Source organism: Tardiphaga sp., from assembly GCF_028290495.1.
Taxonomy (GTDB): Bacteria; Pseudomonadota; Alphaproteobacteria; order Rhizobiales; family Xanthobacteraceae; genus Tardiphaga.
In genome coordinates this window covers 25,208-38,465 of sequence record NZ_JAQGJT010000036.1, presented here as the reverse complement: position 1 = coordinate 38,465, position 13,258 = coordinate 25,208, and the positions used below count along the sequence as shown (strand labels likewise).

Annotated in this window: 11 protein-coding genes; 1 reads left to right on the top strand and 10 read right to left on the bottom strand. The window is 59.3% G+C overall.

The features are described from left to right. Positions 1 to 171 precede the first annotated feature (171 nt). The 10 genes from JWQ24_RS28555 to JWQ24_RS06410 form a co-directional block, all read right to left on the bottom strand. Positions 172 to 324, bottom strand: coding sequence for a DUF488 family protein (locus JWQ24_RS28555; protein ID WP_366521413.1), 153 nt, complete (start codon positions 322 to 324; stop codon positions 172 to 174). Between the two features lie 348 nt (positions 325 to 672). Beyond that, positions 673 to 1,680: an ABC transporter substrate-binding protein gene (locus tag JWQ24_RS06450; RefSeq protein ID WP_299805813.1), complete on the bottom strand. Its 1,008-nt coding sequence runs from the start codon at positions 1,678 to 1,680 to the stop codon at positions 673 to 675. After that, a complete protein-coding gene (locus tag JWQ24_RS06445; RefSeq protein ID WP_299805810.1) occupies positions 1,677 to 3,797 on the bottom strand; it encodes an adenylate/guanylate cyclase domain-containing protein in 2,121 nt (706 codons plus the stop codon). The genes JWQ24_RS06450 and JWQ24_RS06445 overlap by 4 nt, the downstream gene beginning before the upstream one ends. An 8-nt stretch (positions 3,798 to 3,805) precedes the next feature. Further along, the gene (locus JWQ24_RS06440) at positions 3,806 to 4,747 is read right to left on the bottom strand and encodes an efflux RND transporter periplasmic adaptor subunit (protein WP_299805807.1); all 942 of its coding nucleotides are present in this window, start codon (positions 4,745 to 4,747) and stop codon (positions 3,806 to 3,808) included. Further along, positions 4,744 to 4,989 carry a DUF3302 domain-containing protein gene (locus JWQ24_RS06435; RefSeq protein ID WP_299805805.1) on the bottom strand — a complete coding sequence of 82 codons (246 nt, stop codon included), beginning with the start codon at positions 4,987 to 4,989 and terminating at the stop codon, positions 4,744 to 4,746. Before JWQ24_RS06435 ends, JWQ24_RS06440 begins: the two co-directional genes overlap by 4 nt. 10 nt (positions 4,990 to 4,999) lie before the next feature. Then, a complete protein-coding gene (locus JWQ24_RS06430; RefSeq protein ID WP_299805802.1) occupies positions 5,000 to 6,031 on the bottom strand; it encodes a DUF1254 domain-containing protein in 1,032 nt (343 codons plus the stop codon). Positions 6,032 to 6,052: 21 nt separating this feature from the next. Further along, positions 6,053 to 7,471: a DUF1254 domain-containing protein gene (locus JWQ24_RS06425; protein ID WP_299805799.1), complete on the bottom strand. Its 1,419-nt coding sequence runs from the start codon at positions 7,469 to 7,471 to the stop codon at positions 6,053 to 6,055. Positions 7,472 to 7,515: 44 nt separating this feature from the next. After that, a complete protein-coding gene (locus JWQ24_RS06420; protein WP_299805797.1) occupies positions 7,516 to 8,547 on the bottom strand; it encodes an HAD family hydrolase in 1,032 nt (343 codons plus the stop codon). A gap of 80 nt (positions 8,548 to 8,627) precedes the next feature. Beyond that, positions 8,628 to 10,208 carry an arylsulfatase gene (locus JWQ24_RS06415; protein ID WP_299805867.1) on the bottom strand — a complete coding sequence of 527 codons (1,581 nt, stop codon included), beginning with the start codon at positions 10,206 to 10,208 and terminating at the stop codon, positions 8,628 to 8,630. Between the two features lie 145 nt (positions 10,209 to 10,353). Next, entirely contained in the window at positions 10,354 to 11,337 is a 984-nt protein-coding gene (locus tag JWQ24_RS06410; protein ID WP_299805795.1) for a formylglycine-generating enzyme family protein, read from the bottom strand. 895 nt (positions 11,338 to 12,232) lie between these two features. On the opposite strand from JWQ24_RS06410, the gene JWQ24_RS06405 reads away from it, so the two are divergent. After that, on the top strand, positions 12,233 to 13,240 hold the full coding sequence (locus JWQ24_RS06405; protein WP_299805792.1) for a transporter: 1,008 nt from the start codon (positions 12,233 to 12,235) through the stop codon (positions 13,238 to 13,240). The last annotated feature ends 18 nt before the right edge of the window (positions 13,241 to 13,258 follow it).

Here is a 13,258-nt window from a genome sequence, read left to right as displayed (position 1 = left end):
GCGGTGCGACGCAATCCGCGTCGATCCAGCCACGGATTGCGCCGCTCGTAGAACGGTGTGCATTATTTGAGGGGCTCCTGTTCAGCTTCAGCAGCCCCCCAACCGCGACGGGCGCTTGGCGGCCTTTCGGAAGATAAGATAGTCGGCGACGATGCGGCGGTGACACCACCATCAATCCGCTTCCGAACACATGATGGCGGAGCGCCGTTGGCATCCCTCGTCGAGCCTATGCTCGAGATCGGCGTGAAATTGCTCCGAAAGCGCATAGTCGGCGTAGTTGCGGAATCTCTCATTCTTCCAGAAGCCATGGATGCCCTGAGGCAAGATGCGGGCCTTTTCGCGAAGGCCGCCGCCACATGCCCATACGAAACGCCGAAGAACACGAGAGCTTCAGGAAGCGTCGCCGTGTAGAGCTGCGGATTGCCTCCGGACATCGGGATTTTTCGAATGGCCGCGACAAGTCGGGCGTGAAAATAAATATCACAAAGAAATCATGGAGAAAATGGCGCGCCATTCAGAGCAAAACTACGAGCTCATATGTTATTGAAGTCTCCATGTATTCTCATAGCTGTTGGGCGCGGGGTGAGCCAGGCATACTACGTCTGCTTTTCGCCGCTAATTGCTGACATCTCGCCTTCTGCATATCGGGCAAGTAGCTCGCAGAGCCGGCTGCTAATTAATCGTTTCTAAGTACAAGCTAGAATCGAAATAATCCGTGGCCGGCATTGCCCTCGTCACGCCAGCTTCCGCCATGAAGAAATCGCTGACTTGCTGCAGCCATTTTGTAACCATGCCATCGGCATAAAGCCGTTTCCATTCCCGTGACGAGAACATCTTTTGCGCCTTAAGCGCCTCTGCGATGTCGGCAATCGAGGCCTGCTGGTAGTGCCGCTGCTGGAGAGACCCGGCTACGGCCTTGGGATTGCGCACCATGTGGTCGTTCGCCACCGCCCAGCCGCGGATGATCCGCTGCAGCACATCCTTGTTCGCCGCGTAGTAGTCATGGCGCGCGACCCAGCCGCCGACCACCGCCGACTGCGGATAGAAGGCGGAGGCATCCACCAGCTTGATGGCATCAGGAAGTTTGTCACGGACGCTCAGGTTAAAGGGCACCCACAGCGCGACGGCAGGCACCTCGCCGGCAATGAATGCGCCGACAGCTTGCGGCATGCTGCTGTTGACCACCTGAACATCGGCGAGTCCAAGGCCGTTGGCGCGCAAGGCGCGGTCGAGAAAGATATGCGCCGTGGTCCTGGCCGTCGTCGCGATGCGCTTACCGCGGAGGTCCGCGAAGGACTTGACTCCAAGATCCGGGCGCACCCAAAGCTGCGCGGTGGCGATCTCGATATCGTTAATCAGAAAGCCGCGACCGGCGCCGAGCGCGAGATGGTTCGAAATCACCCCACCGGCCGACACCATGTCCACCTCTCCCCGCGCCAAGGCCTCAAACAGTTCGGGCCCGGTACTGCGCTCGACGAGCCCGAAATCGATGCCCTGCTTGTCGAACGAGCCAAGATCGAGGCCGGTAAATATCTGGCCATCGACGGCGACGACATGGAGATACCCCAGCCGGACACGTGTTCGCGCCTGCGCGACCGCAGGAGATGCAAAGGCGACGCCTGCGGCAAGCCCACCAGCCAGCACCTGACGCCTGTCAGAAGGACGGAGCACCCGCGTCATTGCATCGCTCCGCTGGCCACAAGACGCAGCTCCTGCAACTCCACGCGAAGCCGTTCCGCATGGTATTGCGCAACGCCGTCGCCGGGATACTGGGCAAGAAAGTCGGTAACCCGTACGAGTGCTGCGGCCGGCTGATCCTGCCGGATCGCGGCATAGACGATTTCCCAGCGCTGGCAGAAGGCGTGCTCCGAAGCTCCATCTGCCTCGCAACGCAGTTCAAATATCCGCACGGCCTCCGCAAAGCCCTTCGGCTTGATCTCGTCGACGCTGCGGAAAGCGAAGCATCCTTCGACGCGCTCTTTTACGGCGGCACTGACCAGCACCTGCGTCCCATAGTTTTTGTTGAGCCCTTCCAGGCGCGCGGCGAGGTTAACGGTGGCGCCGAGCGCAGTGTAGTTCATGCGGTCGGAGGAGCCGACATTACCGACGACGGCGTCGCCCGCATGCAGGCCAAAGCGGGTATCATAGGCAGGCCATCCGTCGCCGCGGAACTGTTCGTTCAGATCTCTGTTGCGTTTGACGCAGGCAAGCACCGCTTCGCAGGCATGGGCGACATGATCGGGATCGTCATCAGGCGCGTTCCAGAACGCCATCACGGCATCGCCGATGAATTTATCGATCGTCCCCTGATGGTTCATAATAACCTCGGACAGCGCCGCGAAATAGCGCGACGTGAAGATCATGACTTCGGATGGATCCGCCTTTTCCGTCTTGGCGGTGAAATCGGCGACATCGGTGAACAACACGGTGACTTCCCGCCGCGTTCCTCCGAGCTCAATCGATGCTCCGGACTCAATGAGTTGTCGCACGATCGGCCGCGGCACAAAGCTTGAGAAATTGCGGATCGCCGTCCGCATCGTGAATACCGACAGGCCGAGTTCGTTGATCTCATTGATGACCGAATGCAAGCGCGGGCGATCCGTGAGCCGAAAATGTTGAATCTCGTCGGTTTGGTGGGCGATGTTTCGCAGCGACCGCGCGAGCATCGAGCCAAGCCAGATCGCGAGCGGCAGCATGCCGAGAACAAAACCAAGAGCCAGTATAAACAAGCCACGGCGCTCCGAAACAATCTTTGCGAAAAACTCGTCGAGCGGCGCGATCACTGCGAGCTTGATACCGGCATTGCCCGCCGTCTCGATGCCGTGGAAGGCGGCGACATAGGTTCGTCCCACATCGTCCGTAAAAAACTGCTGAGACGCGCCGCCCTTTCGCCACATCTCAATCGCCTGCGAAAGACCGGCCAACTTGATCGCGCTTATCGGCGGCAGATCATCGCCTCGCTCGGGAATTTCCTCCATCAGCCGATTCATCTCGGGATGGCCAACAATCCGCGCGGAATCGTCGAATAGAAAGGCAAGTCCGGAGCTACCGAGCCTTTGCTCGTCCAGCATCACCTCGAGGCGATTGAGCAGGAGATCGGATGCCACCACACCGCGGCGGCCCTCCTTCAGCACGGTGCGCAAAGTGTAGCCGGGCTGGCTGGTCGCAAAGAACACATACGGCCCCGTCAGCAGCGTCTTCTCGTCCTTGAAGGCCTCGACGTACCAGGGCCGCTGACGAGGATCATAGGTAGCGGGCCCCTTGGTTTCAGCAACCTGGATCAGATTATCCGAGAGGAAAAGTGTGACTGGTGGAGACAGCGTGCTACCCGTGCGCGAAATAATGACCACGCGGAACGCGGCATCCTCATCCACGCCGAGGCTTGCACGGAAAGCCGGCTTGGCGCGGTCGATTACATCCATTTCAAGAAATGAGCCATCCTCATAGCCGACATAGAGATTGAATATCTGCGGATTGTTGCGCAGCATCGAGGCCATCAGGCCGTAGAGCCGCGAATTATCTTCGATTTCGGCCGATTGGATCGATGGAAGGCCGGCGAGAATTTCGAGGCTGTCGCGCACGTTTCGGAACTTTGAATCGATCCGGTCGGCGCCGAGCTGGGCCACCTTGTCGATGAAAGTGCTTGCCGCCGTCTGCGTGATCACGGAGAGACGGCTGAAGCTGAGATAGACCAGCGTCAATCCGACAAACAGCACCACCGCCACGAACAGCGTGACGATGGACGTGCGAAACCCGATACGAAGTGGGCGCCGCTCTGCTGGACGCTTGCTGGTCATCTCTTTACTCAAAACGGATTGACGTAGTTCAGGATCGCGATCTGTCTCAACAGCACCTTGCGGATGATATGCGTCGCCTTGACATGATCGGTGAAGATCGCAGCTTCGCCCACACTTCCGGCAGGCAACAGCGCCGCAATCCCAGCATCGTCGGGCTTCACGCGGGCAACGAACGACGCGGACTGGATTGCTTTCGGCATCACGGCGACGCCCGACGTCTGGGCCTGCCCCGTGGCGACAGCCTGCAGAATACTTTCCACCCGCCCCGTATAGACTTTTCCCGGGAGGAACTTGAACGTCACCTCGACCGGCTGCCCGGCTCGCAGATACCGCGCATCGTTCTGCGCGATTTCGACGCCGACAATCGTATCCGACGTATCGATGAAGGCCATCACCGGCGTCAGCGGCAGGTTTGCCACCCACGCGCCCTTGCGCAGCGCAAGGTTGGTCACATAGCCATCGGCCGGCGCGCGCACGATGGTCTTGTCCAGATTCCATCGCGCGCTGTCGCGCTGCGCATTCAGCTGATCGACCTCCGATTGCCGCTGCTCAACATCGAAGCCGCGCCCGGCGTCACGCTCAAACAACTGCGTCATCTGTGCGAGGCGCATGTCCGATAATTTCAGCTGCGCTTCGATCCCCTTGACCTGCGCCTCGTAAGGCACCGGGTCGATCCTGAACAGCACGTCGCCGGCCTTGAGCGGGGTGTTGGCGGCGACCGGCACGTCGATCACCTCGCCGGCAACGTCGGGGACGATGGAGACCGCGTGGCGGACCACCAGCGCAGGTCCCTGCGGGGCGCCCCATCCCATCGGAATGAACAGCAACAGGTTCAAAAGCAGGAGGACAATGAAAGGAGAGCATTTCCACAAGAGATTGAAACGAACGATGCCGGTTCGCACAAGCACGAACAACAGGACCAGATAAACCGCCATGATCGCGATCATCATGACTGCTGCTCCCTCTTGCTCGAGGCAGGCACATCAACATAGGCCCAGATCAGCGCGACCGGCCAGAGCGCAAAGCCGCAGATCAGGGTGACCCAGCCCGCTATCATCACCGCCTCGGCCCACGGATGCCCGCGCGTCTTGGCGATATGCCCCGGCAACCAGCCAGCGATGCAGAACACACCGACAATGCAGGCGACCAGGATGACCAACACGATCCAAGCAAAGATGTCGTAGCCGCTCATTTCAGTCCCTTTAGCTGGCGGGCTGCGGTTCCGGGAATTTCCACTTGCCGCTGAGGATTTCGGCGCGCGGACGATAGAGCCGCACGGCGTAGTTCCATTCCTTCATGATCGGCAGACAGTTCGGAATCTTGCCATCGCAGCCACCGAACTGGATAGCGATTGATCCATCGGCGTTCTTCTTGCCCGTGATGCTGTTGATGGAATACGTATTGTAGGGATTCTTTTCGTAGTAGCCGTCTGCATTGTAGAGGCTGACCGACCAGAACGCATCGACCGGAACCTCCTTGACAGAGAGTTTGTAGACGGTCGTTCCGTCATTTTTCGATGGGGTGATGTTGAGATAGATCGCATCCTTGTCTGGATTGCCGCCCCAGGCCGCAGCGGTTCCGATCAGATGGCGCACAGGATCGACTTCGCTCTTTTTGCCGAATGCCTTCTTGAAATCAGGGATCGTCGACGCGAGGACGAGCAGCGCGTCGCGCATCTTCTTCTGGCTAGCCTGGTCCCAGTTCGCAGCTTCAAATTTGCCGATTTCCTTCTGAGTGATCTTGATCGCGTCCTGCAACGCGTGAACCTGCTCTATATCTTTCGGATTCGCTGGATCGACGAGTGTCCGGATCGCAACCGCGACATACCGCGTGCCGGCATTGTCTTTTGTCAGTGTGTAGCTGCCCTTGCCGTAAACCACTTCCGGCACGTAGTGATCCTCATTGATAACCTGCATCGACATGAAGCGTTTCCCTGCGTCGGGCAGCGTGACGGTCACCGGCCCCGCATCGAGATCGAATACAGCGGAGGAATAAAGCGTATCGCGGTTAAGCCGAATAACCGTCTGGTCGTCGATCCGCGCCGGCTCGCGGCGATGCAGAAATTTTCCGATACCGCTGTCTTTCACTATGCGGCTGAAATAGAGATCGGACTCGGCCCGCTTGAAATTGTCCACCGTGACGGGCACGGAGCCGCCCGCTGGCGATTGTGCCTGCGCCGCACTGATTGCGGCAGAAGCCAGCGCCGAAGCGAGAAGAATGGAGAGAGTTTTCATGACGTCGTTCCCTTTCTTTGTTCAGCTTGCCCGCGTAAGCGGCGGCGCCTTCCATTTCCCGTTCAGCGCGTCTGTCTTCGGCCAATAAAGCCGCATCACCGCGAAGAACGGTCCCCTCGGCGCGGGCAGCCAATTGGCCTCCTTGTCCGCGCCGGGGGACTCGTTCTGAACATAGAGCGTGATGCCGCCATCGGCGTCGCGCTTCAAGCCCGGCAGCATCGGCGAGTTGATTAGATAGCGATTGAGCTTGTTGGCGTAGAGCAGGCTCGCCGGCAGCTCGTACATGGTGAACGACCAGAACGCATTGACCGACGGCAACTGTCCCGGGGGAAAACGCAGCGTGTAGCGGTTCGCGCCGTCGAGCTTCTGCTTCCCCACATCGATGAAATAGGCCGGGTACATAGCCTCCTGCTTGGCGTTGCCGTAGATACCGAGGATAGCGGCAGACATCCGGGCCATGTAGTCGTTCTTCAGCGCCGCGCGCGTTCCAAACGCGTCGCCGCTGGACTTCTTGCCGGTGTCGAGCTGTGTCTCCTTGTATTCGGCGAACGTCTTCCAGGCGTCCGCCATGCCTTCTTCCAGCGCCTTGCGCATCTCGGGGGACAGCGTGTTTGCGTCGAAAGGCTTACCGGCGCCTACGCCGATCTTCGCAAAGCGCGTCATCAGCGCCGTCTCCGAGGGATGCGTCGGGCAGAACCGGAGAATGAAATTCAGCACATTGAAAAATTGCAGCGACGTGCGCTCCTGCTCGACCGTCAGCGGCTTGACGAAATCGACGGCGGGCGCGGCGGCAGGCGCCGGTGTGCCGAGGAATTGCGAGAGCGCTTGCACCTTGTAGCCCGCTTGAACCTTTTTCACGTTCTCGATGTCGGCGGGATTGAAGAGCTGGGTGCGGTAGAGCACGAAGACGAAATCGGTCTCGGACCGGATCACGGCCTTGACGCCCTTCGGCGTCTTGCCCTTCCACTTCGGCCCGGCGAGAAGATAGCTGCCCGCGCCGTTGCCAGTCGCGCGGCTGCCGACATAGGCGAAATCGAACGTATACATGTCGATGAATTGCAGCGAATAGTAGCGGCTCTTCTCGACAGAAGGTACAGTGAACACCACGGGTTCGGCGCGCAGGTCCGCGCCGACATAAGAATATGGTGTGTCGGAGTTTGGCGTCTGGATCGACTTGTCGTCCGGCGTATACACCCGCGCGTTGTTAAACAGCGTGTTCCAGTTCGCCTTGTATTCCGGACCGCCACGATCCACGAAATATGAATGCTGGACGCGGTAGCTATCCACGAGCGGGAAGCCGTAGATCGTCGCCTCCTTGGCAATGGCGCGAGCCTCCTCCTTTGACAGCGTGGCCGCTCGGGCGGCGGTCGGTATCGGCAAATGTCCAGACACGGCGAGCACCAAGGCTGCCGAGCCGAGCAACGCGGTTCGCCGCGTCATCTCATGTTTAGAAGAGTCTTTATGCAACGCCTCTAAAATCGGCTTCATTGGCCTTCGCCTCCTTGGGGAAATACCGTCTTCCAGTCCTGCTTCATATCCACGACGGTCCAGCTTTTTACTTTCGCCTCCTCCCATGCATTATCGAGCTTGCCTATCTTCGATTGCCGGTCATAGGCGTATTCGCGCGTGGCATCGGTATGATGCACGATGCCGGCGAACCGCGCGCCGCTGCCCGCCATGGTCCACTGCAGCATCTGATGGTCGCCATCAGAATTTCCGAAGGCGAGGATCGGACGGCGGCCGATTATCATGTTGATGCCGGCAGGTTTCCCCGGCCCGTCGTCGATGAACTGCACCTTGGTCGTCTTCAGCAGCGATGGCTTGCCCGCGGCGTCGAGCTGATATTTCGTGACGCCGGTTGAGCCGACCACCTGCTCGGGCGGAATGCCGTAGGCCTTTTCGGCCCACACCCGCATGAACTCGACGCCGCCGCCGGATACGATGAACGTCTTGAAGCCGTTGGCGCGAAGGTAAGTCAGCAATTCGACCATCGGCTGATAGATCAGTTCGCTATACGGCCGGTTGAAGCGTGGATGTTTTGCGGTCGTGAGCCAGTCGGCGACGGACTTCGCGAAGTCATCCGTGGTCATGCCGCTATGCGCCGCGGCCACCAGTGTCAGCAGGCCCTTCTCTCCTTGCTCCGCCAGCGCCTTCCTGTCGCCGGCGAGAAACGCCTTGAACGGCTGCTGCTGCTTCCATTCGGGATGATGCGCCGCCATCGCCTTGACGCGGTCGAGCGCAAAGGCAGCCTGGAAATAGATCGGCTGCTCGCACCAAAGCGTGCCGTCATTGTCGAACACAGCAATGCGTTCGGCGGGCGGCACGAAATCCGCGCCGCCTTGCGTGGTCACTTTTGCGACGAAATCGGTGATGGATTTCTTTACTGCGCCATCGTTCCACAAAGGCAGCGGATCGGTCTGTGAAAAAGCGTGTTGGCTCAAGAACACGCAAAGCGAACCGGCGATAAGCGAAGCTGAGACACAACGGCGGAAGAAGCGATTTATTTTTCCAGTCATCGATAGACCTCACTCGATCGAAAGCCTTTAAAAAAAGGAGCCGGCTGGCACGACACCAGCCGGCAACCCTGTGGCCGCATCTACTTCTCGAGGCCACGAGCCTTGAACGACTGGTCGATCACCTTGTCCACCTGCTTTCGGACACCTTCGATATTGAAGCTCGCGGGCCGCTGACTGGGCGGATACTCCGCGAATGTCTGAAGGAAATCCGCCGCCTTCAGTTGCCCTTTCACCAACAGATAATCGTTCTTGGCGAACCAGTCGTAGTATTGATCAGAGACAATGTCCGCGCGCTCATACGGATCCATCCGGAGGTTGAATAGCTTCGGCACCCGCAAGGTCGTGAAGGGATTGGCCCACACGACCAGCCCGCCGGGCATACGCTGTTCGGAAAAAACGATCTTCCAGTCGTCATACCGCATCGCCACAAGATCGGCATCGTCGTTGAAGTAGTAGAATTCGGTACGCGCACTCTTCGGCGACTTTCCCGTCAGATAATCGAGCTGGTTGTAGCCGTCGAGATGGTTCTTGAACGTGGTGGAATTGCCTGCCGGCTGCCATCCTTTCAGCAGCCGGTCCTTGACGTCCGCGTCACCGGCGGCCGCCAGCAGCGTCGGAAACCAGTCCAGCCCCGAGACCATTCCATTGGAGACATCGCCTGCCTTGATCTTGCCGGGCCAGCGGACCATCGCCGGGACGCGGAACGCGCCTTCCCAGTTGGTGTCCTTTTCGCTACGAAATGGCGTCGTTGCGGCATCGGGCCACGACCACTGGTTGGGGCCATTGTCGGTCGTGTAGACGACAATCGTGTTCTCGGCGATGCCGAGGTCGTCGAGCGCTTTCAGGAGCTTTCCGACGTGGCCGTCATGCTCGACCATGCCGTCGGCGTATTCGTTGCCGACCATGCCGCTCTGTCCGCGCATCGACTGGCGCACATGCGTGAAGGCATGCATGCGCGTCGCGTTCATCCAGGTGAAGAACGGTTTGTCGGACTTTGTCTGTCGCGTCATGAAATCGATCGCCGCAGCTGTCGTCTCGTCGTCGATCGTTTCCATGCGCTTCTTGTTCAGCGGTCCGGTGTCCTCGATCTTGCCGCCGGCAACACTACGGATGACGCCGCGCGGATTATAGAGCTTGAGGAAAGCCGGATCGTCCTTCGGCCAATAAGGCTGCTCGGGCTCTTCCTCGGCGTTGAGATGATACAGGTTGCCGAAGAACTCATCGAAGCCGTGATTGGTCGGCAGATACTCATCGAGATCGCCGAGGTGATTCTTGCCGAATTGTCCGGTCGCATAACCCAGCGGCTTGAGCGCCTGGGCAATGGTGATATCTCCCTTCTGGAGGCCGACGGCGACGCCGGGAATGCCGACCTTCGACAAGCCGGTACGGAGACAGCTTTGGCCGGTGATGAAGGTTGACCTGCCGGCAGTGCAACTGTTCTCCGCATAATAGTCGGTGAACATCATGCCTTCCTTCGCAATGCGGTCGATGTTCGGCGTCTTGTAGCCGACGACGCCGAACGAATAGGCGCTGATATTGGTCTGGCCGACGTCATCGCCGAAGATAACGAGGATGTTGGGCTTGCGCCCCGACGGAGCACTTGTCGTCGCGGGCGCGGCTTTCTGGTTCTGAGCCGCCGCGGGTGCTGTCATCGCCGCCATTGCCACCAGCGCCGACGAGCCGAGCAGAATATTCCGGCGGCTGAGGGCGTGGTTATCGGCCTCGCTCGAAGGGGCTTCGAGTTTATCTCGGTCGTTCGCACTGCTCGTCATTCTTCTCTCCTTTTTTTTTACAAGAAAGTTGAAGTCACTGCGTGGCGAGTTTCCTTGTCACACAGCGGAATCCGACGTGACTGGTGGAGGTGTCGATGGGCTCGGCGTGGCGCGCGGCCGGGCGATAGCGGCGGCAATAATTTGGCGCGCAGAGGTGCGAGCCGCCTTTAAGCACCTTGCGGGGAATTCTAATGTTGGGCTGGCAGGAATCGTAACTTTGATCTTCGAGGCCGCCGCGCGGATTTTCAGGAATGCAGCAGGCCTTCGGTGCATCGGCTTCGTTCTTCGGTGAGTACCAGTCGCTGGTCCATTCCCAGACGTTGCCGATCATGTCGTGAACACCGTAACCGTTCGGCGGAAAAGCCGTCACCGGCGAAGTGCGCTCAAAGCCATCCTGACCGAGATTTTGCAGCGGGAATTCGCCTTGCCAGGTGTTGGCCAAATGCGTCCCACCCGGCGTGAACTCATCGCCCCAGGCGAATTCGGCGCCATCGAGGCCGCCGCGTGCGGCAAACTCCCATTCGGCTTCGGTCGGCAAATCCTTGCCGGTCCATTTTGCGTAAGCGAGCGCATCCGGATACGAAACGTGCACGACAGGGTGATTGTCGTGCACGTTGATGTTGGTCTTTGGACCGTAGGGATGCCGCCAGTCGGCGCCCTTCATGAAGGACCACCATTCTGCCCAATTGCGCAGATCGACCGGCTGACGCGGCGACGTGAACACCAGCGAACCGGCGTACAGCATGTGCGGCAGCGCGCCGGGATAGTCCTTCGGATCGGGTGGAATTTCGGCGAGGGTCACATGGCCCGTGGCCCGGACGAATTCCTTGAACTGCCTGTTCGTCACCGGAGTCCGGTCAATCCAGAAGCCATCGACGGTCACGCGATGGCTTGGCGCTTCTTCCGGATAATGACGGTCCGACCCCATGCGGAACGTCCCGCCCGGAATCCACATCATCCCGTCCGTTCGTAGATCGTCCGCTGGTTGATTGCTTCGCTCGATGTCCGCCCGCAACATCGCCTCCCCCAAAGTCCTACTATCGGCAAACGTCCCAGAACCCCTGCCTCTGACTTGGGTCGGTGTAGTACCAGCAATAGCCGGGAGCCGGCGGCGCTCCAGCCCACGCGACCGCTGTCGCTGCTGTTACGAAACCGATGGCCGCACCTGCTGCGATCGCGCCGCCCGGCGGCCACCTGTACCAGCCGGGACGCACCCAGCGCCCCGGCCTGCCGACTGGACGCACGCCGGGCCGAACCACAGTGGAACGCCGCACGACCGCGCCGCCGCGCGGACCGACAACGGCGCGGCTTCTGCGCACAACGACGACTTTTTCGATGAGATCGCCTTGATTCGTATAGTGATAAGGAGAGCCAGGACCCGCGGGCACCGCATGGGCGGGTGACCCGGTCAGGGTCAATACGCCCAGAATGAAAGCACTCACGCACGCGACGTTGCGAAGGCCTTGCGACGTGTCAGCGTGGCGGCGTGGCAGAATCGTTCTCGATTTCATGGCCCCAACCTTTCTGATCTCCCTCGGCTGCCAGCTTCTTTGGCAATGACGGCAGCTCTGTTTGTTTCTCGACTCTCTCCCTTGTCAAAGCCGCGATGACAAAACCAGTCCGTCGCCCGCACTGCGGACGCCATACTCCTTGCGGCTAAGGCATGCGAACTTAGTCGAAGACTTCCCCTCTGTGATGTGCAGTTTGTGCCAAAAATCGTCGCACTTAGGAAAGCATTGCTGCCCTTTGTAAAAATGTCCGCGCTTTTGTTTTAACTACACTTTTCATCGAAATCTCGAGGCGCCATCGCTTTGGGCGCCGAACAAGTCAGCTGCAAAATGGGGTTGTGCCTCTTTCGCACTTCCGCATAAACTAATTTTGATTTGCGACGATGCCTTTGGTGGGGACCCGCGATGCAATCCAGATCAAGTGCGTTATTTGGTGTGTGCGTCTCGTTAATGTGCAGTCTGGTGGTAAGCAACGCGAGAGCCGCTGAAGGCGGCTTCGGTGTTTATTTGCTTGGCGCGCGCGGCCCCGGCGCCGGCTTCACCCCGCCATCCGGCGTCTATTTCGAAGATGACACCTATTTTTATTCAGGAAAGATCGGTGGCGGCCGCGCGCTTCCAACCGGCGGCTTGCTCGTTGCAAATGTGAGCGCCCAAAGTTGGTTCAATCTTCCAACAACGTTGTGGGTAACGCCTGCAAAAATTCTGGGCGGCGATCTCGCGTTCTCGGCGACCATTCCGACTTTCGGCGCGCCGCGCGTCAACGCTAACTTGCTGGTGAATTCACCTCGCTTCGGGCCCGTTGGCCTCAACGTGACCGATGACAATACCAATCTGAGCGATTTCCAGCTTGGCTCGTTCATCGGATGGCATTCGGGAAATTTTCACTGGCAACTCGGTGTCAGCGGCATCATCCCGTCAGGCAGCTATGTCGCGGGGCAATTGTCCAACGCCTCGCTTAATCGTCCCGCGGTCGACGCCTTCGGCACGTTGACATGGCTTGATCCGACGCTCGGTCTCGACCTGTCCGTCGCCGCCGGATTCACCTTCAACCAGCGCAACACCGCGACGGACTACCAAAGTGGAAATGAGTTTCACCTCGAATGGGCGGCTACGAAGTATCTTACCAAGGAGTTCACCATCGGCCTTGTTGGCTACTACTATCAGCAATTGACTGCCGACACCGGCACCGGCGCCATGCTGGGCGCATTTGAAGGTCAAGTCGTCGCGCTCGGCGGATCGATCGGATACACGTTCGAGGTCAACAAGATTCCGCTCGCGACCCGTATCAAGGTCTATCGGGAGTTCAGCGCGGTCAACCGCATGGAAGGCACTGCCGGCTATTTTTCAATCTCGGTGCCGTTGAGTGCAGCGATGGCGCAGCCGATGCCGTCGCCGATGAAGGCAAAATACTAAGAGGAAAAACGGACCGAA

Bases quoted from the DNA above. Each gene is read 5' to 3' on its own strand.
- JWQ24_RS06450 (WP_299805813.1), bottom strand. From the start codon at position 1,680: ATGACGCGGGTGCTCCGTCCTTCTGACAGGCGTCAGGTGCTGGCTGGT.
- JWQ24_RS06445 (WP_299805810.1), bottom strand. From the start codon at position 3,797: ATGACCAGCAAGCGTCCAGCAGAGCGGCGCCCACTTCGTATCGGGTTT.
- JWQ24_RS06440 (WP_299805807.1), bottom strand. From the start codon at position 4,747: ATGATGATCGCGATCATGGCGGTTTATCTGGTCCTGTTGTTCGTGCTT.
- JWQ24_RS06435 (WP_299805805.1), bottom strand. From the start codon at position 4,989: ATGAGCGGCTACGACATCTTTGCTTGGATCGTGTTGGTCATCCTGGTC.
- JWQ24_RS06430 (WP_299805802.1), bottom strand. From the start codon at position 6,031: ATGAAAACTCTCTCCATTCTTCTCGCTTCGGCGCTGGCTTCTGCCGCA.
- JWQ24_RS06425 (WP_299805799.1), bottom strand. From the start codon at position 7,471: ATGACGCGGCGAACCGCGTTGCTCGGCTCGGCAGCCTTGGTGCTCGCC.
- JWQ24_RS06420 (WP_299805797.1), bottom strand. From the start codon at position 8,547: ATGACTGGAAAAATAAATCGCTTCTTCCGCCGTTGTGTCTCAGCTTCG.
- JWQ24_RS06415 (WP_299805867.1), bottom strand. From the start codon at position 10,208: ATGGCGGCGATGACAGCACCCGCGGCGGCTCAGAACCAGAAAGCCGCG.
- JWQ24_RS06410 (WP_299805795.1), bottom strand. From the start codon at position 11,337: ATGTTGCGGGCGGACATCGAGCGAAGCAATCAACCAGCGGACGATCTA.
- JWQ24_RS06405 (WP_299805792.1), top strand. From the start codon at position 12,233: ATGCAATCCAGATCAAGTGCGTTATTTGGTGTGTGCGTCTCGTTAATG.